Here is a 24,478-nt window from a genome sequence, read left to right as displayed (position 1 = left end):
CTGGAATGGGTTTCCACTTATGCTTTTTTAATCTCATTTTTTTCTGGAAGCTCCCAGTCAATCTGATCTTTCCCCATTTTTTTCAGCAGTTGATTGGCTTCGGAAAAAGGTTTGCTGCCAAAGAATCCTCTGTGTGCTGATAACGGGCTTGGATGTACAGATCGGATAATATAGTGTTTGGACGTATCAATCAGTTTTTCTTTGCTTTGTGCAGCGCTGCCCCATAGCATATAAATGACTGGGTCTGTTTTTTGTTCAGAGCAGCAATTACTTGATCGGTAAAGTTTTCCCAGCCTTTTCCCTTGTGGGAATGGGCCTGGTGCGCTCTTACGGTCAATACTGTATTTAGCAGAAGAACTCCCTGCCTCGCCCAAGACATCAGATAACCATGACTGGGCATGGGGATGCCGAGGTCGTTCTGCAATTCTTTAAATATGTTTTTCAGTGAGGGGGGCAGTTTGACTTCGGGCTTCACTGAAAAGCTCAAACCATGTGCCTGATCTGGTCCATGGTAGGGATCCTGTCCAAGGATGACAACCTTGACGCTGTGAAACGGCGTGTAGTGCAGTGCATTAAAGATATTATCCATCTCAGGATAAATGGTATGGGTGCGATATTCTGCTTTTAGGAAGCTGCGAAGTTCAAGATAATAGGGTTTGCTGAACTCATCCTCCAGCAATTCAGCCCAATCGTTAGTTAAAATATGTTTATCCATAATCTCTCATTCCTGTTTTTATTAATGTGTATACCCGATTTACAGATATTTAGTTGCTTTAGCTGTATTTGCAAAATGTGTTTTGGCACAGGTGTTCAGGATATCATGGCCATTAGCCCGGATAATGCCTGCAATGGCCTGGTCCACTTTGCTGGAAGCTCCTTTTGGCAGCTCCTGACCGATGATTCCAGATAGTTTGTCCATTTCCTTCACAAAACGCGACCTTGCGATAATGGATGCAGCTGCAACAGCGATGGAATGACTCTCAGCCTTTGTAATAAAAAAGGTTTTATCCGGCAGTGTCTGTTTCTCGGACCCGATATGTCTGCTGTATATGGTTGGTTCACAGAACTGGTCGATCAGGATTCCTTCAAGCTCCGCATTGCCGATTTTCTTTTGCAGCTTACGGATTGCGTGATGATGCAGCATCGCTTTCATCTTTCCTTGTGACCATCCCTTTTTCTGAAGCAGATTGTATTTTTCATTATGCAGCACCAACAATGAATACGGTATCTGCAGCCTGACGATTTCTTTTGCCAGTTTTGAAATGACAGGATCTGTCAGGTTCTTTGAATCTTTAACACCAAGTTCTTTCAGCAAAGGAATCTGTGATTTGTCAAGATAGACAGCTGCCACGGTAATTGGGCCGAAATAATCACCGGTTCCAGCTTCATCCGAACCGATGTGACTGCTTGTAAAAAGACTTTGTTCAGGTGCATAGCTTGCAGTTTTCTTTATTGTTTTCTTTTGCCCCGGTTGTGCTGGTATGGAACTCCACTTACCGGATTCTGCTTCAGGTGAACTTCCCTGAAACAGGACTTTTCCGGACTTGTAAGCAGTAATGACCGCTGCAGGGGTTTTGGCACGAAAAACAGCTCCGGCCGGTGTTGAAGTCAGTGCTGCTTGATAATGTACCTGCATTTTCTTGATTGTTTGCATAGGCAATACGTGTACCTCTTGTCCCATAAGTATCTCTCCATTCATTACCTATAGTCACTATAGCAAAATGGCAAACATAATGAAATACTTCTTTTTGCAAGAACTTCATGTTACTATTAAGTGGAGAATTTTTTGTCGGCAGGAGGTAGCAGCATGAGCCAGGGCGAAAAGCAGCGCATAACAGTGGATATACATAATCGAACATATACGATAATAGGAACAGAATCAGCAAGCCATGTGCGGCTTGTTGCAAGCCTTGTAGATCAAAAGATGAAGGATATCCATAATGTGAATAAACAGTTGGATACAGCTAGTCTAGCAGTCTTAACCGCTGTAAATACGATGAACGATTACCTGAAACTAAAAGAAGATTACGCAACACTGCTGGGATCGCTTAGAAAGAAAGAGGATAAGTAAGATATGTTGAGTTTGATTATATTTTTATTTTTGATTTTTGGATTTTTAATGGGTTTAAAGAGAGGTTTTATTTTACAATTGATTCACTTGATCGGTTACATTGCGGCATTTATTGTTGCTGTGATGTATTATGATGAACTGGGAGCTGAATTGGCGCTTTGGATTCCCTATCCTGAATTGTCGAATGAAAGTGCCTGGGCTGATTTCCTGCAGGCGATGCCGCTTGAAACAGCATTTTATAATGCCATCGCATTTGCCATTATTTTCTTTGCGGTGAAAATTATATTGCAGATTATCGCTTCTATGCTTGATTTTGTCGCATCGATTCCAATTATAAATTCGGTAAATAAATTGCTTGGTGCCATTTTAGGATTTCTGGAAGTGTACTTAATTATGTTCATTATACTTTATATATTGGTACTGACACCGGTGGAAGCCATTCAGAACGCGATAAACAATTCATCCATGGCATTGTTTATTATTGAACAGACACCGTTTTTCTCTGAGAAAATCCTTGATCTATGGTTTACTTATATAGAAGGCAGTCAAGGTTAGATAGTATTTCAAAAGACTGATTCATTGTAGTAGGGGATACCTTGTATGTGATATACAATTGTATTTAACCACCATGGATCAGTCTTTTTATAGATTAGAAAGGCAGGCTAATAAATTGGCAATTAATAAAAAAGATATTATAAAATTACTTGAAAAAATAGCAGTGTATTTGGAGCTGAAGGGAGAAAATCCTTTTAAAATATCCGCATATAGAAAAGCAGCACAGGCACTTGAAACCGATGACAGGTCATTGTCCGAAATAGATGATTTTACAAAAATAAAAGGAATTGGAAAAGGGACAAGTGCGGTAATTGAGGAATTTGTTGAAATGGGAGAGTCGGAAACCCTGAAAACATTGACAGAGGAGGTACCTCCTGGATTGATTCCTTTGTTGAACCTTCCTGGTCTCGGAGGCAAAAAACTGTCCAAGCTATATCAAGAACTGGAAGTTGTGGATGCTGATTCACTAAAGGCAGCCTGTCTCAGCGGAAAAGTTGAAAGTCTTGCGGGTTTTGGGAAGAAAACTGCAGAGAAAATTGCAGCGGCATTGGAGGAAGCAGGCAAAAGACCAGAACGGCTGCCAATCGCAATTATGCTGCCTGTTGCTGAAAAGATTGAAGGATATCTTACAGAAATGGACGGGATTGACGCATTTTCTCGTGCGGGAAGCTTACGGAGAATGCGGGAAACGATCAAAGACCTTGATTTCATCATTGCCACTTCAGATCCTGCAGCGGTAAGAGATGGCCTGCTTGCAATTCCGGACATAAAAGATGTTATAGCCAAGGGGGATACGAAGGTTTCTGTGACCCTTGAGGAAGTATATGATATCAATGTTGATTTCAGACTGGTTTCAAAAGATGAATTCGCAACGACTCTGCATCATTTCACTGGTTCAAAGGATCATAATGTAGCATTAAGACAGCTGGCGAAGTCGCGCGGCGAAAAAATCAGCGAATATGGTGTTGAAGTGGAGGATACGAATGAAGTGCTCACTTTTTCGACGGAAAAGGATTTTTTCGAGCATTTCAATCTGACTTTCATTCCGCCAGAGGTAAGAGAAAACACAGGTGAGATTGAAGCATTTAAAGCGGAGAAACGGCTGATTGAACTAAAGGACATAAAAGGCGACCTTCATATGCATACAACATGGAGCGATGGTGCGCAGTCGCTTGAAGAAATGGTGAAGCGGGTCAGAGAAAAAGGTTACTCCTATATGGCTATAACCGATCATTCCAAATACCTTCGCGTAGCAAATGGACTGGATGAAGCGAGATTAAGAAAACAGCATGAGGAAATCGCTGCTTTGAATGAAACATTTGACGATTTTCATATATTTGCCGGTGTGGAAATGGATATTCTGCCGGATGGGACACTGGATTTTTCAAATGAGTTCCTCCGTGAAATGGATTACGTGATTGGAGCTATCCATTCCAGTTTCAGTCAATCTGAAGAGAAAATAATGAAACGGTTATATTCTGCTCTGGAAAATCCGTATGTGTCACTTATCGCACATCCAACCGGGAGATTGATTGGAAGGCGTCCTGGTTATAAGGTTGACGTTGATAAGCTGATTGAAAAAGCGAAGGAAACCAGCACAGCTCTGGAAATCAATGCTAACCCGAATCGTCTGGATCTTTCTTCGGATTGGGTAAGGAAAGCTCAGGAAGCCGGTGCCACATTGGCAATCAATACAGATGCACACAGCTACCCAATGCTTGATCATATGGCATATGGTGTCGGTGTTGCGCGAAAAGGCTGGATTGAAAAAGAAACAGTCATGAATACATGGACGAAAGAGAAGCTGATGGATTACTTTAATCGAAATAAATAATCGGATTATTATGATGAAGACTAGTTAATAGTTAAAGGAGCAATAAGAATGAATGAACGGATTCTCCGTGTACTTGAATTCAAAAAAATAATAGAACAACTGAATAGTCAAGCAGCAACGTCGCTTGGCAAAGACCAGGTATCCCAATTAAAGCCATCGACCGATTTGGCTGAAGTCATTCAGCTGCAGCAGGAGACAGATGAAGCAGCGTCGATTGTCCGCTTGGATAAAGCCATTCCGCTGGGAGGAATTACGGATATCCGGGAGAGTCTGAAGCGCAGTGCGATAGGGGGTATTCTGTCAGGTGAAGAATGTCTGGATGTTGCCAACACTGTCTACGGCGGCAGACAGGTAAAGGCATTTATTGAGAATCTGGAGGAACCGGAGCTGCCTGTTTTAGAAGAATTAGTGGATAGAATTACACCACTAAGAGAGCTTGAGCAGCATATTAAGAGCTGTATCGATGACCATGGACATATGATGGACAGCGCATCTGCCAAACTTCGCAGTATCAGGAGTTCAATCCGTACGTATGAAAACCGAATCCGGGAAAAGCTTGAGAGTTATACGAGAAACAATAGCAGTATGCTTTCAGATGCTATCGTAACCATACGGAATGACCGATATGTACTGCCAGTCAAGCAGGAATATAGAGGAACAATAGGCGGAATCGTTCATGACCAGTCTTCTTCCGGCCAGACTTTGTTTATGGAACCGAAGGCTGTTGTGGACTTAAATAACCAGCTGCATGAGGCAATCAGCAAGGAACAGCAGGAAATTGAACAGATTCTTAAAGAGCTCAGTGAACATATTGCTAGCTTTGAACGGGATTTGTATGAGAATGTAACGGTGCTGGGAAAGATTGACTTTATGTTTGCACGTGCAAAATTGGGCAATCTTATGAAAGCTTCAAGACCTAAGATAAATGACCGGGGCTATATTAAAATGCAGCAGGCCAGACACCCCTTAATTCCCATAAATGAGGTTGTCGCAAATGATGTGGAAATAGGAAAAACCTATACATCGATTGTAATTACGGGACCGAATACAGGCGGTAAAACGGTCACTCTGAAAATGATTGGACTATGTACATTAATGGCACAGTCCGGATTACAGATCCCGGCACTGGACGGATGTGAAATGGCCGTATTTGAAGAAGTATTTGCAGATATCGGTGATGAACAGTCAATCGAACAGAATTTGAGTACATTTTCTTCACACATGACAAATATTGTGGATATTATCAAAAAAGTAGATTACAGGTCACTTGTTCTGTTTGATGAACTTGGATCAGGAACAGACCCGCAGGAGGGAGCTGCTCTCGCTATGTCCATTTTGGATGAAGTGGTTTCCCGAGAGGCGAGGGTTATCGCAACAACGCATTATCCTGAATTAAAGGCATATGGCTATAATCGCGAAAATGTCGTGAATGCTTCCGTAGAGTTCAATGTGGAAACATTGAAGCCTACCTATAGACTATTGATAGGTGTGCCGGGGCGAAGCAATGCGTTTGAAATTTCCAAGCGTCTGGGACTGGATGAACAAATCATTGATCGAGCGAAGGGTCTTGTGGGAGCAGATTCTAAAAGTGTGGAAACCATGATCGCTTCTTTGGAAAAGTCTCAGCTTGATGCGGAGAGAGATTATGAGCAGGCACATGAAATTTTGCTGGAAAGTGAACAACTTCGTGAAGAGATTATGAGAGAATGGAAACAGTTAGAACAGAAAAAGGAAACCCTTTATAAAAAGGCAGAGGAAAAAGCGGAGAAGGCATTGTCGCAAGCACGCGAAGAAGCAGAGTTGATTGTGAATGAGATCCGTCAAATGAAAACCAATGTTACTTTAAAGGAACACGAGTGGATCGAAGCCAAGAAAATGCTCGAGGAAGCGCAGCCGAATCTCTCCAGAAAGCAATCGAAGCAGACAGAACCGGTGGCGAAAGAAAAGCAGAACCTTAAACCTGGAGATGAAATTAAATTATTGACTGTAAATCAAAAAGGCGAGGTATTGGAAAAGGTAAGTGACAATGAGTATATGGTACAGGTCGGAATTATGAAAGTGAAGGTCAAAAGAAGCGACCTGCAATTATTGGGTAAACAGAAACAAACCATTCAAAAACCCGTTGCAACGATAAAAGGATCCAATTTCCATGTCAGTGCTGAACTTGATTTGCGGGGGGAGCGTTATGAAGATGCATTGTTAAAGCTTGAGAAATATATCGATGATGTTCTGCTCGCGGGCTACTCCAAAGCATCCATTATCCACGGAAAAGGGACAGGGGCTTTACGCAAAGGGGTACAGGAGTACGTAAAACGCCATCCGCATATTGCTTCAGCAAAGGCTGGAGAAAGCAATGAAGGTGGAAGCGGGGTTACTGTAATCGAACTCCGATAGGCTTTTGAAGCGAATTGAAATAACTTCTGCTCCCGCGTGGGGGCAGAAACTACATAATGTACTGGGAAAGGATGACTGAAGTGGAAGGGTTTTGGGAAAATATCATTGTTGTAACTGCTGCCCGCTATAGTGTGGTTATACTTTGCACACTTGTTTTTCTCGCTATATTTGAACTGCTGACATCATATAAGAACTGGGAAGAAATTAAAAAAGGGAATTTTGCAGTTGCGATGGCAACAGGCGGGAAGATATTTGGTATTGCAACGATTTTCCGTTATTCGATAGAACACAACGATACACTGCTTCAATCTATTGGCTGGGGCGTATTCGGCTATATATTATTGCTGGTTGGCTATTTGATATTCGAATTTCTAACACCATTCATGAAAATCGATGAGGAAATCGGCAAAGGAAATAATGCGGTTGGCTTCATCTCCATGATGATATCTGCCGGCTTAGCATTTGTAATTGGCGCGAGCATTGGTTAGAGGGAGGAATAGACAATGGTATTGGATCGTTTAGCAAAGATTCTGCTTGTTGTAGCAATCGTTTTTATGGTTGTAGGAATTTTTTACTTGCTGTAATTGAAATAAAAATTAATAAAATTTCAAAAAATAGAAATTAATCGGTATAATGATTATAGTATAACTATAAGGAGGAATGTAAAATGGACTTCATCCGTAAGTGGCATAATCATTATCCGAGTGAAATACCCCCGTCTCTGCATTATGATAAGAAACCATTGTATTCGTATCTCTTGGAAAGCGCAGCACGCTATCCGAAAAAGAAAGCGCTTCATTTTATGGGTAAAGAAATTTCTTATGGTGAATTGTATACACTTTCTAAGAAAATGGCGAACTATTTACAGTCAATTGGGGTAAGGAAAGGTGATAAGGTGGCGATAATGCTGCCAAACTCTCCGCAGGCAGTAATCAGTTATTATGGTATTCTGATGGCAGGCGGAATTGTTGTTCAGACGAATCCGCTATATACGGAACGTGAGCTGGAATATCAATTGAACGATTCAGAGTCGACGGTAATCATCTGCTTGGATATTTTGCTTCCTAGAGTATCAAAAGTAAAACTGAACACGTCCCTTCAGCATTTAATCGTTACCGGCATAAAAGACCATCTTCCCTTTCCGAAAAATCTTATCTATCCATTTATCCAGAAAAAAGAATACAATATGGTCATAAAAGTAGAGGCAAGCAATGATACACATGTTTGGCAGCAATTAATGGAAAAATCTTCTGAGGATTATCTGGAAGTTGTGATCAATCCGGAAGAGGACCTTGCATTGCTGCAATATACGGGAGGCACTACGGGACATCCCAAGGGAGTAATGCTGACACATTTCAACCTGACTGCAAATGTGCAAATGTGCGAATCCTGGCTATATAAGACAAATGATCGGCAGGGAGTCGTACTAGGTCTATTGCCTTTTTTCCATGTTTATGGGATGACAACCGTGATGAACTTTTCGATTAAGCAAGGTTCTAAAATGATACTGATGCCGAAGTTCAATACACTTGATGTACTGAAGGCAATCGAAAAGCAAAAGCCGACCTTGTTTCCTGGTGCACCAACCATTTACGTGGGATTATTGAATCATCCTGATATAAAAAAATATGATCTCTCTTCCATTGAAGCATGTCTGAGTGGATCGGCACCGCTCCCATTGGAGGTGCAGGAACAGTTTGAGGAGATAACCGGCGGTAAACTTGTTGAAGGCTATGGCTTGACGGAATCCTCGCCAGTAACACATGCGAATTTTGTTTGGGAAAACAGGGTGAATGGAAGTATTGGAGTTCCATGGCCGGATACCGATTGCAAAATCTTTAAGATGGATTCAGATGGAACGGAAGCGGAAGTGGGAGAAGTGGGAGAAATTGCGGTTAAAGGGCCGCAAATCATGCAAGGGTATTGGAACAACAAGGAAGAGACAGAAAATGTTTTAAAAGATGGCTGGTTATTTACTGGAGACCTTGGCTATATGGATGAAGAAGGCTATTTCTTTGTCGTCGATCGCAAGAAAGACATGATTATAGCAGGGGGATATAATATCTATCCAAGAGAAGTGGAAGAAGTGCTATATGAACATGAAGCTGTTCAAGAGGCTGTTGTTGCCGGAATTCCCGATCCATATCGCGGAGAAACAGTCAAAGCATTTATCGTTTTGAAGGAGGGCTTCATGATTTCGGAAGAAGTACTTAATGACTATTGCAGGCAAGCGCTTGCCGCTTACAAGGTTCCGAGGATATATGAGTTCCGGGATGAACTGCCCAAAACAGCGGTAGGTAAGATTTTAAGAAGAAAACTGGTTGATGAAGAGACGAAGAAGCTGGAAGCCACCAAGACCGTTTGAGCCCCGTGCTCTTTTTTTAAAAGAAAATAGGACATGCTTAATATTGACAGAATTATCTGTTGAAGATACAATTAATTTATGAATGACTATTCACTCATTTTTAGAAGTTTGAACTCATCTAAGGAGAAAATCATGAAAAATAATAAACCGAAATACAATCAGATTATCGAAGCTGCCGTCAAAGTAATCGCTGCAAACGGCTACCATGGTTCACAGGTTTCCAAGATTGCCAAAGCTGCCGGTGTTGCAGATGGGACCATCTATCTTTATTTTAAAAATAAGGAGGATGTACTTGTATCCGTATTTGAAGAGAAAATGGGGCAGTTTATTGAAAAGATTGCTGAATCCACAAGTAAGAAACAAAATGCAGAGGAAAAATTACGTACGCTGATTGAAATGCATTTCAGTCAGCTGTCAGCGGATTATGACCTCGCCATCGTCACACAATTGGAGTTAAGGCAATCCAATTATGCGCTTCGTCTTCAAATCAATAAAGTACTGAAACCTTATTTAAAAGAAATCGATAGTATTGTTAAAGAAGGAATGGAGGAGAAACTGTTCAGATCCGATCTGAATGTCCGACTGGTTAGGCAAATGATATTTGGTACCTTAGATGAGATTGTTACAAATTGGGTAATGAAAGAACAAAAGTACGATTTGATCAGTCAGGTTCCGGAGGTCCATGCATTATTAACAGGCGCATTATCATCTGCAAGATAATGGAAAAGATCCATTCATAAAGGAATAGAGGGGAGAGGAAGATAATCGGGACTATTTCATATGAAGCAAAAAAAGAGATTGCATTTTTAACTATCCAGAGTCCGCCGGCGAATGCATTATCAAGTAAACTATTGAACGACTTAAGCGAAAAACTGGATTTGATTGAAAAGGATAAAATGGTGAAAGCTATTGTACTGCATGGTGAAGGAAAGTTCTTCTCTGCTGGTGCGGACATAAAAGAATTCACAAATTTGCAGCATTCCTCCGATTACGAGTCGCTATCGAGGAACGGGCAGGAGCTCTTTGATCGGATTGAAGCCTTTCCGATTCCGGTTATTGCTGCAATCCATGGTGCAGCGCTGGGAGGAGGTCTTGAACTAGCAATGTCCTGCCATATCCGTATAGTAACGGAAAGTGCAGTACTGGGATTGCCTGAGATGACACTCGGAATTATACCGGGCTTTGCTGGGACACAGCGATTGCCTGGTTATGTTGGAACAGCCAAAGCCTATGAGATGATACTTACAGGGGAACCAATCAACGGGAAAGAAGCGGTTAGATGCGGCCTCGCAAACAGTGTCGCTGGCGAAGAAGAACTGATTGCTGAATCCGTTAAACTGGCAGAAAAGATAGCAGCTAAGAGTAAACCTGCCATCCAACAAATCATGAATCTGATTCCATTTGCGAAAACAGGACAATTTTCCGAAGGCATCAAAGCAGAGGCAAAGGCATTTGGTGATATCTTCGGTTCAGAAGATGCCAAAGAAGGAGTCCATGCATTTCTGGAAAAACGAAAGCCAAATTTCCAAGATAAATAGAAAGAGTTAAGGAGGATGCCAGATGAATATTTATGTACTATTAAAAAAGACCTTCGATACAGAGGAAAAGATTTCTGTTTCTGACGGAAAAATTGAGGATGATGGTGTTGAATTTATCATTAATCCTTACGATGAATATGCGATTGAGGAAGCGATCAATCAGCGGGATATCCATGGCGGTGAAGTAACTGTCATAACAATCGGTGATGAGGATTCAGAGAAACAGCTGCGGACTGCTTTGGCAATGGGAGCAGATAAAGCTGTGTTGGTCAATACGGAAGAAGACCTTGAAGAAGGCGATCAGTATACGACAGCTAAAATACTTGCAGCCTATTTGGACGATAAGAATGCCGACCTTATCCTTGCGGGGAATGTCGCAATTGATGAAGCAAGCGGTCAGGTTGGCCCAAGACTTGCCGAAATTCTTGGTTTTCCATATGTATCAACGATTACAAGCCTGAAAATTGACGGAAATACGGTGCTGCTGGAAAAAGACGTTGAAGGTGATGCAGAAATCATTGAGACGAGCCTGCCATTGCTTGTTACTTGCCAGCAGGGGCTAAATGAGCCTCGCTATCCGTCACTGCCCGGAATCATGAAAGCGAAAAAGAAACCGCTGGAAGAACTTGAGATTGATGATTTGGACTTGGATGAAGATGATGTAGAGGCCAAAACGAGAACCTTAGAGATTTTCCTCCCACCTGAAAAGGAAGCAGGCAGGGTTCTGGAAGGGGAAATGAAAGAGCAGGTTAAAGAATTGGTTTCATTGCTAAAAAATGAAAAGAAAGTTTTATAAAAGACATACAGGTGCAGTGAGAGGAGCATGAACATGAGTGACAAACTATTGGTTATTGGGGAAGTAAGGGAAGGCGAGCTTCGTAATGTCTCTTTTGAAGCTATCGCAGCCGCAAAGCAGATCAGTTCAGAGGCAGAAATCGTTGGTATCCTGGTTGGGGATGGAAATCTGGAAGGTTTGGCAAAAGAATTGATACAATACGGAGCAGATAGAGTAACCACAGTTATGCATGAAAATTTGAAAACGTATACATCTGAAGGCTATGGGCAAGCAATCCTGGCAATTATCCATGAAGAATCACCGGCCGGTATCGTAATGGGCCATACATCCATTGGGAAGGATTTAACACCTAAGCTGGCAGGTAAACTGCAGACAGGACTTATTTCCGATGCGGTAGCGGTTGAATCGGGCGGAGATCAGCCGGTATTCGTCCGGCCAATCTATTCGGGAAAAGCTTTTGAGAAGAAAATCATCAAAAGTGGAATGACCTTTGTAACCATCCGGCCAAATAACATTGCCCCGCTCGAAAAGGATGAATCCCGTACAGGAAATGTGAGTGTGAAAGATGTTGATGTCACTGACATTCGTACAGTCGTAAAAGAAGTCGTTCGTAAAGCATCAAAAGGTGTCGATTTGTCGGAAGCCAGTGTAATTGTTGCGGGTGGACGCGGAGTTAAAAGTGCAGAGGGGTTCAAACCATTATATGAACTTGCTGATGTATTGGGCGGTGCGGTTGGAGCCTCCCGTGGTGCATGTGATGCCGAATACTGTGATTATGCATTGCAAATCGGGCAGACTGGAAAGGTCGTAACACCTGATCTCTATATTGCGGTCGGTATATCCGGGGCTATTCAGCATCTTGCGGGCATGTCCAATTCGAAAGTAATTGTCGCTATCAACAAAGACCCGGAATCCAATATTTTCAATGTAGCAGATTACGGAATTGTCGGGGATTTATTTGAGGTAATTCCTCTATTGATAGAAGAAATCAAACAGCTGAAATAACAAGAGCCGCAAAAAGACCTGATGAAAGCGAGGTTACTGCCCCAGAAGCAAGAGTGAACGATCTAACTTCTGGAGCGCCTCAGGATCAGGTCTTTTTTGCTGCATGTTCGACCGTTTGAACAAAGACAGGTCGGGGAGCGGATTTTTGTATTATCAAGCAAACTATTAGGAAGTATATACGTACGATGATATACTCATACTAAGCTTCACTTAATATTGATTTTTAGGAGGTATAAGATAATGGCTATTAAACATGTAACTGACCAAAACTTCACAAATGAAACTTCTAAAGGCCTTGTATTAGCTGATTTCTGGGCTCCATGGTGTGGACCTTGTAAAATGATCGCTCCGGTTTTAGAAGAAATTGATGGAGAAATGGAAGAAAAAGTACAAATCGTAAAATTGGATGTTGATGAAAATCAGGAAACTGCCGGTAAATTCGGTGTTATGAGTATTCCAACTTTACTATTGTTTAAAGATGGCAATGTTGTTGATCAGGTAATCGGTTTCCAACCAAAGGAAGCATTGACAGATCTAATCAATAAGCACGCCTAATAAGTACAAAAGCTTTGGTAATTTATTTAAAAAGTGTATAATATGAAGAAACTAGAAAATCCCTTGTTGCTGATGTAACAAGGGATTTTTGAAGAAATAAAAGGAATTGACATAACTATGAATGAAAAAATTGAGGGGAAGCTGGCGATACTGCCAGCACAGCCTGGCTGTTATTTGATGAAGGACAGACATGGCACCATAATATATGTTGGCAAATCCAAGATGCTTAAAAACAGGGTTCGGTCATACTTCAGAGGAGCGAATGACCGTAAAACACAACGTCTTGTTCAGGAAATAGAGGACTTCGAGTACTTCGTGACATCTTCAGAGATGGAAGCATTGATTCTGGAAATGAATCTGATTAAAAAACACGATCCGAAATATAATGTCATGCTAAAGGATGATAAAAGCTATCCATATCTTAAGATCACATCGGAGAGACATCCGCGTCTGCTGATTACCCGAAAGGTTAGAAAGGATAAGGGGAAGTACTTTGGTCCATATCCCAATGTTATAGCCGCAAGGGAAACAAAAAAGCTGCTTGATCGGTTATATCCATTAAGGAAATGCAATAATCCGCCAGGACGGCCTTGCCTCTATTTTCATATGCATCAATGCATGGCATGCAGTGAAAAACCTCCGACTGCGGCTGAATACCATCGAATCGTCCAGGAAATAGCCTCCTTTCTTCACGGTGGATATAAAGATATACGCAAAAATATCGAAGCGAAAATGCTTGAGGCGAGTGAACAGTTGAATTTCGAACGGGCGAAAGAACTACGAGACCAAATTCAGCACATCGAATCGGTAATGGTTCAGCAGAAAATGACAATGAATGACCTTGTAGATAGAGATATATTTGGCTACAGCTATGATAAAGGCTGGATGTGTATCCAGGTTTTCTTTATCAGGCAGGGGAAATTGATAGAGAGGGATGTTTCTGTATTCCCATTCTTTGATGATCATGAAGAAACATTTCTCAGCTTTATTGGCAGATTCTATTTGCATGAAAATCATATCAAACCGAAACAGATTCTTGTGCCGATTGGTACGGATGATCAGATACTTGAAAAACTTCTGGAAATCAATGTGCACACACCACTTAGAGGACGCAAAAAAGAGCTGGTGCAGTTGGCAACCAAAAATGCCAAGATTGCTTTAAACGAGAAATTTCAGCTGATCGAGCGAGATGAGGAACGGACCATAAAGGCAGTAGAAGAACTGGGGGCAAGGCTCAACATTGAAATGCCTCATCGAATAGAGGCATTTGATAATTCGAATATACAAGGTACGGATCCTGTCTCAGCGATGATTGTCTTTGAAGACGGGAAACCGAATAAAAAAGAATACCGGAAGTATAAAATCAGAGATGTTAAAGGTCCGGATGATTATGAAACAATGCGGGAGGTAATTCGTCGAAGATACAGTAGAGTACTGAAAGAAAATCTGCCATTGCCGGATCTTATTTTTGTGGATGGCGGGAAAGGCCAAATGTCTGCAGCGCTTGATGTACTGGAAAATGAGCTGGGACTCAGCATTCCGCTTGCAGGGCTTGCAAAGGATGATAAGCATAAAACAAGTGAATTGCTGTTTGGGATGCCGCCTGTTATCGTCCAGCTTGAGAGACAATCACAGGAGTTTTATCTCGTGCAGCGTATACAGGATGAAGTGCATCGCTTTGCGATTAGCTTTCACAGACAGCTAAGGGGGAAAAGCCTGTTTCAATCCGAATTGGATAAAATACCGGGGATTGGCGAGAAGCGAAGGAAGCTTCTGCTTACCCATTTCAAATCGGTAAATGAAATCAGAAAGGCAAATGTAACAGATATCACAAAGCTGGGTATACCGAAAAATACAGCCAATGAAATTTTAAACCATTTAAATAGACAGGAATAGAAAAACTGCACCTCTAATTGTTGGCTGTATAAGGCTGACAATTTGGGGTGCAGTTTCATTTAAGCCGGCGGTTTCGGCGCTTGTTTTATTTGCGGCGCCCTGAATGCCAGAATCAGCGGGTAAATACTACCGTAAACTCTACCTGATTGATTCTGTGATTGATTTCTTCCACACATTCACATTCAATACCTTCAGTCAGCTGTACCGATTCGGCTAAAAAACCGGCCTCCAAACGAAAATCAACTTCAAATGGAGCTTTCAGCCGAAGTACAACTGAATCGGATAAAAGATGGAAGATAAATTCCTCTTTTTTGTTTTACGAGCTCTAGCTTGCCCCAGCCCATCTTTTCAAACATCAGATAGATATCTTCCAATGTTTTCATATCAAATTTTCTCGCAAGACTTTTCCCTATGAAATATGACAGTGTATCTTTCTCCTGTCCGAGCAATTCCGGTAAGCCAACATAACGCAGGATGTCATAACCAGCTCCCGTGGTATGAAGTTCATCTAAGTGTGTAATATCTAATGATTGTTGCTTTTTTGACATCCTAATTCATCCTTTCCAGTAAAGCCATTGTATATCAGTGAAATTTAAAAGTGTAATCTGTTTTTCCCTAATTTCATTATCTATATAAATCAGGGAATTATCAAGTATTCTATGATTAATTCGCTAGATTATAATTTGTCACTCCGAAAAAATCAAATTTTGTTTTCTTGACGCTTTTAGGAGTAAGAAGTACAATAAATATGTTACAAATTTGTGCTATTTTAAAAAGTTACGCTATTGAATTATAAAAGCGCTTTACTTTTTGATAGTCTACATAACTAAAAGAATATGAAATGATTAAGGGGGGTAAACATGGCAGAGCATCGTGAGTTTTTCTACAGAAGACTGCATTCATTTTTAGGTGTTGTACCAATCGGTATTTTCCTTGTTCAGCATCTTACGGTGAATCATTTTGCTGTGTATGGAGAAGAAAGTTTTAATAAAGCGGCAGGTTTTATGGGAGGGCTTCCATTTGTATTGCTGCTGGAGATATTCGTTATCTATCTGCCAATCTTGTTTCATGCCATACTAGGGGTATATATTGTTTTCACTGCAAGAAACAATACTGGCAGATATGGATTTTTCCGTAACTGGATGTACATCCTGCAACGCATCACAGGTATCGTGACGCTTATCTTCATTGCATGGCATGTCTTTGAAACCCGTGTCCAAATTGGTTTGGGCAATGCAGAAGCCAACTATAGTTTAATGGAAGGCATTCTGACAAACCCTATTATGTTCTGGTTTTATCTGATCGGTGTGGTTTCTACTGTATTCCACTTCGCGAACGGATTATGGAGCTTCCTTGTGACATGGGGCTTGACACAGTCTCCAAGATCACAGCGGATTTCGACTTATTTTTGTCTCGTCGTATTTTTTGTTGTCAGCTATTTAGGTGTCAGAACACTGATTCAATTTGCGTACGGTGTTTAATAGAAAGAGAAGGAGTGAGCAAACAAAATGAATAATCGTAAAGTCGCTGTTGTCGGCGGTGGGCTAGCCGGATTGATGGCTACTATTAAATCAGCCGAGGCAGGCGTTAAAGTAGATTTGTTTTCTATCGTACCTGTTAAACGCTCTCACTCTGTATGTGCTCAAGGTGGTATTAACGGCGCAGTAAATACAAAAGGAGAAGGAGATTCTCCTTGGTTACACTTTGATGATACAGTATATGGCGGTGATTTCCTGGCAAACCAGCCGCAAGTAAAGGCTATGTGTGATGCAGCGCCGGGGATTATACATATGTTTGACCGTATGGGCGTAATGTTTAATCGTACACCGGAAGGATTGTTGGATTTCCGTCGTTTTGGAGGAACCCAAATGCATCGTACTGCATATGCCGGGGCAACTACAGGGCAGCAGTTATTGTATGCTCTTGATGAACAGGTTCGCCGTTTTGAGGTAGAAGGTCTTGTCACAAAGTATGAAGGCTGGGAATTCCTGCAGGCTGTCATTGACGACAATGGTGTCGGTAAAGGGATTGTCGCGCAGAATATTAAAACGCATGAGGTTAAAGCGTTTCGCTCAGATGCCACCATCTTTGCTACCGGCGGACCAGGGATCATCTTCGGTAAATCAACAAATTCAATGATCAACACTGGTTCTGCTGCAAGTATCCTGTACCAGCAGGGCGCAAAATATGCCAATGGAGAGTTTATTCAAATTCACCCAACCGCAATTCCTGGTGATGATAAATTACGTCTGATGAGTGAATCGGCGCGGGGTGAAGGCGGCCGAATCTGGACGTATAAGGATGGAGAGCCATGGTATTTCCTGGAAGAGAAATATCCGGCATACGGGAATCTCGTACCGCGTGATATCGCAACACGCGAAATCTTTGATGTCTGTGTCAATCAAAAACTCGGTATCAATGGGGAAAACATGGTCTATCTTGATCTTTCACATAAAGATGCGAAGGAACTGGATATTAAATTGGGTGGAATCATCGAAATCTATGAGAAATTTGTTGGCGAAGACCCGCGCAAGGTGCCAATGAAAATTTTCCCTGCCGTGCATTATTCCATGGGTGGTCTATGGGTTGATAACAATCAGATGACAAGCATCCCTGGTATTTTTGCAGCAGGTGAATGTGATTACTCACAGCATGGCGGCAATCGTCTTGGAGCCAACTCGCTATTGTCGGCAATCTATGGTGGAATGGTTGCAGGACCGAAAGCGATTGACTACATTGATGGTCTGGATGTTCACGTAGATGATATGTCAGATGATGTTTTCGTATCACGCGAGCAGGAGGAAACAGCCAAATTCGAACAGTTAATGAGCATGGAGGGTACAGAAAACGCCTACCAGATTCATAGGGAACTAGGAGAATGGATGACAGATAATGTTACTGTTGTCCGTGAGAATGAAAAGCTTCTGAAAACCGATGAGAAAATCAAAGAACTCATTGAAAGATGGGATCAAATCAATATCAATGATACCTCCCGCTGGAGCAACCAAGGTGTCATGTTTACCCGACAATTGAAAAACATGCTTCATCTTGCCCGTGTGATAACTATCGGTGCGTATAATCGCAATGAAAGCCGCGGTGCCCATTATAAACCGGAGTTCCCGGAGCGTAATGATGAAGAATGGCTGAAAACAACAATTGCTGAATTTGACGCAGCAACACAGTCGCCGGTATTTAATTACGAGGAAGTGGACGTTTCTTTAATTCCGCCTCGTAAACGTGACTACACTACAAAACACTAAAGGGGGAGTAAGTGAAAATGGCTGAACAAAGTAAAGTTACCTTTATTATAACTAGACAAGACGGCCCGGATTCTGCTCCTTATGAGGAAACGTTTGAAATTCCATATAGACAGAATATGAATGTCATATCAGGACTTATGGAAATCAGGCAAAATCCAGTAAACGCACAAGGAGAAAAAACAACTCCGGTAATGTGGGATATGAACTGTCTTGAGGAGGTTTGTGGAGCATGTTCCATGGTCATCAATGGAACTGCAAGACAATCCTGCGCAGCATTGGTTGACCAGCTGGAACAGCCAATTCGTCTAGAACCAATGTCGACATTCCCTGTTGTACGGGATTTAATCGTTGACCGTGAACGGATGTTTGATGCGTTGAAACAAGTAAAGGCCTGGATTCCGATCGATGGAACACATGACTTGGGACCGGGACCACGGATGCCGGAGAAGAAACGCCAATGGGCATATGAGCTATCGAAATGTATGACGTGCGGCGTCTGTCTGGAAGCCTGCCCAAATGTAAATGACAAATCGAACTTTATCGGCCCTGCTGCCATTTCACAGGCGCGTTTGTTCAATGCGCATCCAACGGGTGAAATGAATGCAAGTGAACGACTTGAAGGACTGATGGAGGATGGAGGAATTGATGGCTGCGGTAACTCACAGAACTGTGTGCAGGTTTGCCCTAAAGGAATTCCTTTAACAACTTCTATTGCAGCGATGAATCGTGCAACGAACATCCAGGCTTTCAAGAACTTCTTCGGAAGCGATAATGGATACTAAAGAACAGATGACAAAAGCAAAAGGCCCTTTCCTGCTCAGGTAAGGGCCTTTTAGTTCAACATAAACAGGGGGAGTCAAATGAAAACGATCAGCTACATAGATGATATGGATACATGGCGTTCTGAGTTCTCTTTTAACATTCCTGTCAAAGTCCGCTTTTCCGAAACAGATATGTATGGTCACGTCAATAATGTATCACCGTTTATCTACTTTGAAGAAGCGCGTATCGATTATATCCGTTCACTAGGGATTCTGCTGGATATGAATAATAATGAACAGGGAATCATTGTGGCAGATCTCCAGTGTGATTATTTACAGCAGATTTATTTTACGGATATGCTGCGGGTTTATGTAAAAACGGCAGCGGTCGGGAATACTTCCTTTGATCTCCATTATATGGTTGTCAAAGGAGACGGGGAAATTGCTTTAACTGGGCGGGGAAGAGTGGTTTATATTAATCCTGAGCAAGGCAGGCCAATCCCGCTTACAGAAGAAATGAAAAAGCTGCTTCTCAAGTAACTGAATGAACACATACAAAACCGACCCCCTATAAAGGGAAGTCGGTTTTCTTAGAGCTTTAATTCCCCCATGCGAAGAAGCTCAACTACGGCTTGTGACCGTCCTTTGACTCCCAGTTTTTGCATAGCATTTGAAATATGGTTCCGGACAGTTTTTTCGGAAATAAACAATTCCTGTGCTATTTCTTTTGTTGTCTTATCCTGTACTAATAGTTCAAACACTTCTTTTTCGCGTTTGGTTAATAATTGCTTCGGCTTATACTCGTTGTCCTTCAAATGTTACCCCCTCCTTGCTCTATAGAGCTGCAGTATGAAGGGAAATTATTTAGTCAATATAGCTTATGAAAAGTCCGGGAAATAGTGCGCACATTTCTATGAAAATTTCCCATTGTACTGCGGTTGTACAGTTATTGTTCTTCGGGTCGGGCAAATGGGAAATGTCCGATTTGCTGCTGGCAAACCAAATCAATATTCTATGAATATACTGTGGCAAAAGCTGAAACGATAAATTTATATGGAAAACAGCAAAATATGTTAAACTATTCGTTAAGGAATAAGTAGGAGGTAACACATTGGAAAAAGATGCAACAATGGAATCCATTAATAAAATGGAAAAAAGACTTCGTTATATTTCCGGAATCATTAAGCAAAACGGCCGGAAAATTTTAAATAATTATCCTATCACATCACCGCAATTTGTTGCATTACAATGGTTATTGGAGGAGGGCGACCTGACGATTGGGGAGCTATCCAATAAAATAAGTCTTGCTTTTAGTACAACAACGGATCTAGTTGACCGCATGGAAAGAAATGAGCTTGTTGAAAGAGTTCGTGACACAAATGATAGAAGGGTTGTCAGAATCCATCTCTTGGACAAAGGGAAAATAATCATCCGTGAAGTAATCAAAAAACGGCAGGAATACCTTGGTGAAGTTCTAAGCAGGTTCTCTGATGAAGAAAAAGATTCTTTGAACCATCTATTGGATTTCCTATATGACGAAATGAAATTAGTCGATGATAAAAACAAAGCAAAATAACAGCAAAGAGGAGACATCGTTTTGGATAGAGCAATCGGCGTAATCGATTCAGGTGTTGGTGGATTAACCGTAGCACATGAGTTGATGAGACAGTTACCAAAAGAAAAACTAATATATCTTGGGGATACAGCAAGATGCCCATACGGCCCACGGTCAAAAGAGGAAGTACAAAAGTACACTTGGGAAATGGTCGATTTTCTATTGACGAAAGATATTAAAATGCTGGTCATTGCCTGTAATACCGCTACCGCCTTTACCCTTGATGACCTGAAGGAAAAACTGGACATTCCGGTAATTGGTGTTATTCAGCCGGGGGCAAGGGCAGCAATTAATTTCACCAAAAATAATCAGGTTGGAATTATCGGAACGGAAGGTACTGTCCGAAGTGGTGCCTATAGTTATGCATTAAAGAAAATCAAGACGGACATACATGTAACAGCCCTTGCATGCCCATTATTCGTGCCGATGGTAGAAAAAGGGATATTATCTGGTGAACACGCCCTTGATGTCATATCTGATTCATTGCTTCCTTTAAAGAAACATAAGGAAATGGATACATTGATACTGGGCTGCACCCATTATCCATTATTAAAAGACACGATTCAGAAAGTGATTGGAGAAAAGGTGACAATCATTTCCTCCAGTGAAGAGACGGCTCGGGAAACAAGTGCGATTTTAGATGTACATCATCTGTTGAATAAAGCAGAACTGCCTCCTGTCCACGAATTTTATGCAACAGGCGATCTAAATATTTTTATCGAAATATCAAGGAGCATTTTTAAAGAGGCAAACTTCCATATGCTTACCATCAAAAAAGCGAATATCACCCCAAATCAGGTATCTTAAAAAAGGTGCCTGATTTTTTTGCATTGGTTGGTCTATTTTCTAAGTAGGCTCGTATATATAGTAGTACAAACCATCGTAGGGGGTAATAGCATGCACAAGCGAGGAATGCTTTTGGTTGGTACAATCAGTATTTCGGTAATTCTATCAGGCTGTTTTCAGGGAGAACAATCATTGGAAGACATTGATCCGCCGCAGAATGCTGAAGCAGTAAATGATTTAGAGAATATATCTGAAGAGGGTACAGAAGAGGCAAGTAACGATGGCGAAACAACGGCTGAAACGATTCCCAGGCAATTATTCTTAATCGATTCAAATGGAATGGTCGCATCACAGACCCTTGAACTGCCTGCTCCAAATGGGAATGAAGTTGCTTCTCAAGTAATGGAATACTTAGTAAAGGGCGGTCCAGTGACACCAATCCTTCCAAACGGTTTTCAGGCTGTATTGCCGGAGGGCACAGAGGTATTGGGCATGAACCTGCAGGAAGATGGGACGATGATAGTCGACTTTTCGGAGGAATTTAAGAACTATGAAGCAGAAGAAGAGCTTAAAATTTTGGAAGCAATGACACATACCTTAACCCAATTTGAAAATGTTAATAAGGTTATGGTTCGGATCAATGGAAATCAATTAAATGAGATGCCTGTCAACGGAACACCTATCAATGAAGGATACTCCCGAGCAAATGGCATTAACATAACCGATACAGATATATTGGATCTTGTGGACAGTAAAGCCGTCACGATGTACTATCCGGCAGAACACGATGAAAATCGGTATTATGTTCCTGTAACCCAATATATCCAAGCCGATGGAGAGAGTGAATTCAGCTCAATTGTCCAGGCCCTTATAGACGGGCCAGGATTCACTGCCAATGTACTGCACGTATTCAATACAGAAACACTGCTCGCCAGTGAACCGGTATTGAATGATGGCGTACTTGAACTGGTTTTTAATGAGGGGATCTTGAAGGATTCTGAACAGCCCGTAATTGCGGATGAAGTAATGGAGACCATCGTAAGAACGTTAACAGAGCAAGGGAATGTCGATGCAGTGGATGTAAAGGTTGAAAACGTGGACCAACTAGTCAATGAAAATGGTGAAGCATACACCGAACCAGTAACAAAACAGACTTTTACACCAACGGAAAAACTCTAAAGGATGAGGCTGACATGTTCAGCCTCATATTTTATTGGAATCTGTCAGGCGGTTTGCAAATGAAATCCAATCGAGCTGCTGAACCGAATACTTCCACTCATAATGCATGTATCATCATGTTGCTTTTGTTTAAAATATGATAAGCTAATGAATGTACAATGAGGAGGAATTATCTATGAGAAACGATCAACGGGAAATCAATGGCTTAAGACCAATAGCAATGACAACAAATTACATTAATCATCCGGAAGGGTCTGTGTTAATAGAGGTTGGGAATACAAAGGTGATTTGCAATGCCAGCATAGAAGACCGGGTTCCGCCATTTATGCGCGGACAGGGAAAGGGCTGGATTACAGCAGAGTATGCCATGCTGCCGCGCGCGACTGCACAACGCAATATTCGCGAATCATCGAAAGGGAAAGTCAGTGGCAGGACGATGGAAATCCAGCGCCTGATTGGCCGTGCATTACGATCTGTTGTTGATTTGGATAAAATAGGAGAAAGAACAGTTTGGGTAGATTGCGATGTAATACAAGCAGACGGAGGCACAAGAACAGCTTCCATTACGGGTGCGTTTGTTGCTGTTGTGCTTGCTTTTGGCAAGCTGCTTGAAAATAAAGCTATCCAGAAGATGCCTGTAAAGGATTATTTGGCAGCAATATCTGTCGGTGTGCTTCCAGGTGGTACGGAAATATTGGATTTAAATTATGAGGAAGACTATAAAGCGGATGTGGATATGAACATTGTCATGACCGGATCCGGAGAATTTGTAGAGGTTCAGGGGACCGGAGAAGAAGCAACATTTTCCTATCAGCAGCTGCAGAATATGCTCAAGCTTGCCGATGAGGGCATACAGCAAATCGTGGAAAAGCAAAAAGAAATGATTGGTAACCTGGCTGATCGTATTGGAGAAACAAATACCGCTAACTAGGAGAATAATGATGAAACAAATAATTATCGCTACGAAGAATGCAGGAAAGGCAAAAGAGTTCAGAGAATTCTTTTCAAAGTATGGAATTGAAGCTGTTTCTTTATTGGACATGGAACAAGATATCCCTGATATAGAGGAGACTGGATCAACGTTTGAAGAAAATGCAGCACTGAAAGCAGAACAGATTTCTTTACTTTTAAACAAACCGGTACTTGCTGATGATTCAGGGGTGATGATCGATGCTTTAGATGGGCGACCTGGATTATACTCTGCTCGATATGCTGGTGAACCCAAAGATGATCAGGCAAACATAGATAAGGTTCTAAAAGAAATGAAAGAGGTGCCAGAACAGAGCAGGACGGCAAGGTTTATCTGTGTGCTGGCAGTTGCGGTTCCAGGAGAAGAAACCATTTTCCGTAAGGGCCTTTGTGAAGGGAAAATCACTTTCGCTGAAAAAGGAGAAAAGGGCTTCGGTTACGATCCGATTTTTGTACCGGAAGGATTTGATAGTACAATGGCGGAAATTCCATCAGATACGAAGAATCGTATCAGCCACCGCAAAAACGCGATTAATCAGTTAGAAAATTGGATACATAGTCTATAAAGAGGAAGATCTGGAGGTATTATTATGACAAAGGTTCTTATTCTAAGCGATAGTCACGGTTTAACAGATGAATTAAACGCTATAAAAGAACGTCACCAGGTAAAATCGATGATTCACTGTGGAGATTCCGAACTGGACATGGATGCAGCGGAACTGGAAGGCTTTTATAAAGTTGCAGGTAACTGTGATTTTGATGTCAGATATCCCGATGAACAGACCTTAGAGATAGGCGGACTTATTTTTTACGTTACACATGGTCACCTTCATAACGTGAAGATGGATCTGATGGGACTGTCCTATCGTGCGAAGGAATTAAATGCAGATGTAATATGC

General features: G+C 41.6%; 24 protein-coding genes and 2 pseudogenes. 22 read left to right on the top strand and 4 right to left on the bottom strand.

Translation table 11 applies throughout. The features are described from left to right. Positions 1-17 precede the first annotated feature (17 nt). Both OMHG_RS11945 and rnhC read right to left on the bottom strand, forming a co-directional pair. A pseudogene (locus OMHG_RS11945) lies at positions 18-715 on the bottom strand (uracil-DNA glycosylase). 39 nt (positions 716-754) lie between these two features. Next, on the bottom strand, positions 755-1,681 hold the full coding sequence (gene rnhC, locus OMHG_RS11940) for a ribonuclease HIII (RefSeq protein WP_010651096.1): 927 nt from the start codon (positions 1,679-1,681) through the stop codon (positions 755-757). 126 nt (positions 1,682-1,807) lie between these two features. Here rnhC and zapA point away from each other — a divergent pair, with 126 nt between their 5' ends. The 12 genes from zapA to uvrC all read left to right on the top strand — a co-directional run bounded on the left by zapA (position 1,808) and on the right by uvrC (position 15,009). Further along, a complete protein-coding gene (zapA, locus tag OMHG_RS11935; protein WP_010651095.1) occupies positions 1,808-2,071 on the top strand; it encodes a cell division protein ZapA in 264 nt (87 codons plus the stop codon). A 3-nt stretch (positions 2,072-2,074) separates the two neighbouring features. After that, complete coding sequence (locus OMHG_RS11930) at positions 2,075-2,626, top strand: CvpA family protein (RefSeq protein WP_010651094.1); 552 nt, start codon at positions 2,075-2,077, stop codon at positions 2,624-2,626. 115 nt (positions 2,627-2,741) lie between these two features. Beyond that, positions 2,742-4,460: a DNA polymerase/3'-5' exonuclease PolX gene (polX, locus tag OMHG_RS11925; protein WP_010651093.1), complete on the top strand. Its 1,719-nt coding sequence runs from the start codon at positions 2,742-2,744 to the stop codon at positions 4,458-4,460. Between the two features lie 48 nt (positions 4,461-4,508). Next, positions 4,509-6,854: an endonuclease MutS2 gene (locus OMHG_RS11920; protein ID WP_010651092.1), complete on the top strand. Its 2,346-nt coding sequence runs from the start codon at positions 4,509-4,511 to the stop codon at positions 6,852-6,854. A gap of 80 nt (positions 6,855-6,934) precedes the next feature. After that, positions 6,935-7,342, top strand: coding sequence for a DUF350 domain-containing protein (locus OMHG_RS11915; protein ID WP_010651091.1), 408 nt, complete (start codon positions 6,935-6,937; stop codon positions 7,340-7,342). 179 nt (positions 7,343-7,521) lie between these two features. Further along, positions 7,522-9,219, top strand: coding sequence for a long-chain-fatty-acid--CoA ligase (locus tag OMHG_RS11910; RefSeq protein ID WP_010651090.1), 1,698 nt, complete (start codon positions 7,522-7,524; stop codon positions 9,217-9,219). A gap of 132 nt (positions 9,220-9,351) precedes the next feature. Further along, on the top strand, positions 9,352-9,939 hold the full coding sequence (locus tag OMHG_RS11905) for a TetR/AcrR family transcriptional regulator (protein ID WP_010651089.1): 588 nt from the start codon (positions 9,352-9,354) through the stop codon (positions 9,937-9,939). Between the two features lie 44 nt (positions 9,940-9,983). Then, positions 9,984-10,757 (top strand): enoyl-CoA hydratase, encoded by a 774-nt coding sequence (locus OMHG_RS11900; protein WP_044476929.1) that lies wholly within the window; start codon positions 9,984-9,986, stop codon positions 10,755-10,757. A gap of 22 nt (positions 10,758-10,779) precedes the next feature. After that, on the top strand, positions 10,780-11,553 hold the full coding sequence (locus OMHG_RS11895) for an electron transfer flavoprotein subunit beta/FixA family protein (RefSeq protein ID WP_010651087.1): 774 nt from the start codon (positions 10,780-10,782) through the stop codon (positions 11,551-11,553). Between the two features lie 33 nt (positions 11,554-11,586). Next, positions 11,587-12,558, top strand: coding sequence for an electron transfer flavoprotein subunit alpha/FixB family protein (locus OMHG_RS11890; RefSeq protein WP_010651086.1), 972 nt, complete (start codon positions 11,587-11,589; stop codon positions 12,556-12,558). Between the two features lie 240 nt (positions 12,559-12,798). Then, positions 12,799-13,113: a thioredoxin gene (trxA, locus tag OMHG_RS11885; protein ID WP_010651085.1), complete on the top strand. Its 315-nt coding sequence runs from the start codon at positions 12,799-12,801 to the stop codon at positions 13,111-13,113. A gap of 117 nt (positions 13,114-13,230) precedes the next feature. Next, the gene (uvrC, locus tag OMHG_RS11880) at positions 13,231-15,009 is read left to right on the top strand and encodes an excinuclease ABC subunit UvrC (protein ID WP_010651084.1); all 1,779 of its coding nucleotides are present in this window, start codon (positions 13,231-13,233) and stop codon (positions 15,007-15,009) included. Between the two features lie 112 nt (positions 15,010-15,121). Here uvrC and OMHG_RS11875 read toward each other — a convergent pair. Further along, positions 15,122-15,557, bottom strand: a pseudogene (locus OMHG_RS11875) (YslB family protein). A gap of 312 nt (positions 15,558-15,869) precedes the next feature. On the opposite strand from OMHG_RS11875, the gene OMHG_RS11870 reads away from it, so the two are divergent. The 4 genes from OMHG_RS11870 to OMHG_RS11855 all read left to right on the top strand — a co-directional run bounded on the left by OMHG_RS11870 (position 15,870) and on the right by OMHG_RS11855 (position 19,570). After that, the gene (locus tag OMHG_RS11870; RefSeq protein WP_010651082.1) at positions 15,870-16,490 is read left to right on the top strand and encodes a succinate dehydrogenase cytochrome b558 subunit; all 621 of its coding nucleotides are present in this window, start codon (positions 15,870-15,872) and stop codon (positions 16,488-16,490) included. 27 nt (positions 16,491-16,517) lie between these two features. Next, positions 16,518-18,269, top strand: coding sequence for a succinate dehydrogenase flavoprotein subunit (gene sdhA, locus OMHG_RS11865; RefSeq protein ID WP_010651081.1), 1,752 nt, complete (start codon positions 16,518-16,520; stop codon positions 18,267-18,269). Between the two features lie 17 nt (positions 18,270-18,286). Then, complete coding sequence (gene sdhB, locus OMHG_RS11860) at positions 18,287-19,051, top strand: succinate dehydrogenase iron-sulfur subunit (RefSeq protein ID WP_010651080.1); 765 nt, start codon at positions 18,287-18,289, stop codon at positions 19,049-19,051. Positions 19,052-19,129: 78 nt separating this feature from the next. Next, positions 19,130-19,570, top strand: a complete 441-nt coding sequence (locus OMHG_RS11855; RefSeq protein ID WP_010651079.1) for an acyl-CoA thioesterase — start codon at positions 19,130-19,132, stop codon at positions 19,568-19,570. Positions 19,571-19,620: 50 nt separating this feature from the next. Here OMHG_RS11855 and OMHG_RS11850 read toward each other — a convergent pair whose 3' ends face one another. Then, positions 19,621-19,845: a helix-turn-helix domain-containing protein gene (locus OMHG_RS11850; RefSeq protein ID WP_010651078.1), complete on the bottom strand. Its 225-nt coding sequence runs from the start codon at positions 19,843-19,845 to the stop codon at positions 19,621-19,623. 314 nt (positions 19,846-20,159) lie between these two features. On the opposite strand from OMHG_RS11850, the gene OMHG_RS11845 reads away from it, so the two are divergent. From OMHG_RS11845 to OMHG_RS11820, 6 genes are all read left to right on the top strand, one after another. Beyond that, positions 20,160-20,606 carry a MarR family winged helix-turn-helix transcriptional regulator gene (locus OMHG_RS11845; RefSeq protein WP_390621681.1) on the top strand — a complete coding sequence of 149 codons (447 nt, stop codon included), beginning with the start codon at positions 20,160-20,162 and terminating at the stop codon, positions 20,604-20,606. Between the two features lie 21 nt (positions 20,607-20,627). Next, the gene (racE, locus tag OMHG_RS11840) at positions 20,628-21,452 is read left to right on the top strand and encodes a glutamate racemase (RefSeq protein ID WP_010651076.1); all 825 of its coding nucleotides are present in this window, start codon (positions 20,628-20,630) and stop codon (positions 21,450-21,452) included. A gap of 90 nt (positions 21,453-21,542) precedes the next feature. After that, on the top strand, positions 21,543-22,610 hold the full coding sequence (locus OMHG_RS11835) for a GerMN domain-containing protein (RefSeq protein WP_010651075.1): 1,068 nt from the start codon (positions 21,543-21,545) through the stop codon (positions 22,608-22,610). Between the two features lie 175 nt (positions 22,611-22,785). Then, positions 22,786-23,541, top strand: coding sequence for a ribonuclease PH (gene rph / locus OMHG_RS11830; protein WP_010651074.1), 756 nt, complete (start codon positions 22,786-22,788; stop codon positions 23,539-23,541). Positions 23,542-23,551: 10 nt separating this feature from the next. Further along, the gene (locus OMHG_RS11825; RefSeq protein WP_010651073.1) at positions 23,552-24,145 is read left to right on the top strand and encodes an XTP/dITP diphosphatase; all 594 of its coding nucleotides are present in this window, start codon (positions 23,552-23,554) and stop codon (positions 24,143-24,145) included. A 24-nt stretch (positions 24,146-24,169) separates the two neighbouring features. Further along, positions 24,170-24,478 (top strand): YfcE family phosphodiesterase (locus tag OMHG_RS11820; RefSeq protein ID WP_010651072.1); only part of this gene is annotated, 309 nt, incomplete at its 3' end.

The sequence above is a fragment of the Oceanobacillus massiliensis str. N'diop genome (assembly GCF_000285495.1).
Taxonomy (GTDB): domain Bacteria; phylum Bacillota; class Bacilli; order Bacillales; family Amphibacillaceae; genus Oceanobacillus; species Oceanobacillus massiliensis.
Note: the sequence above shows the minus strand (reverse complement) of the source record. Positions and strands in the feature narration are given on the sequence as shown.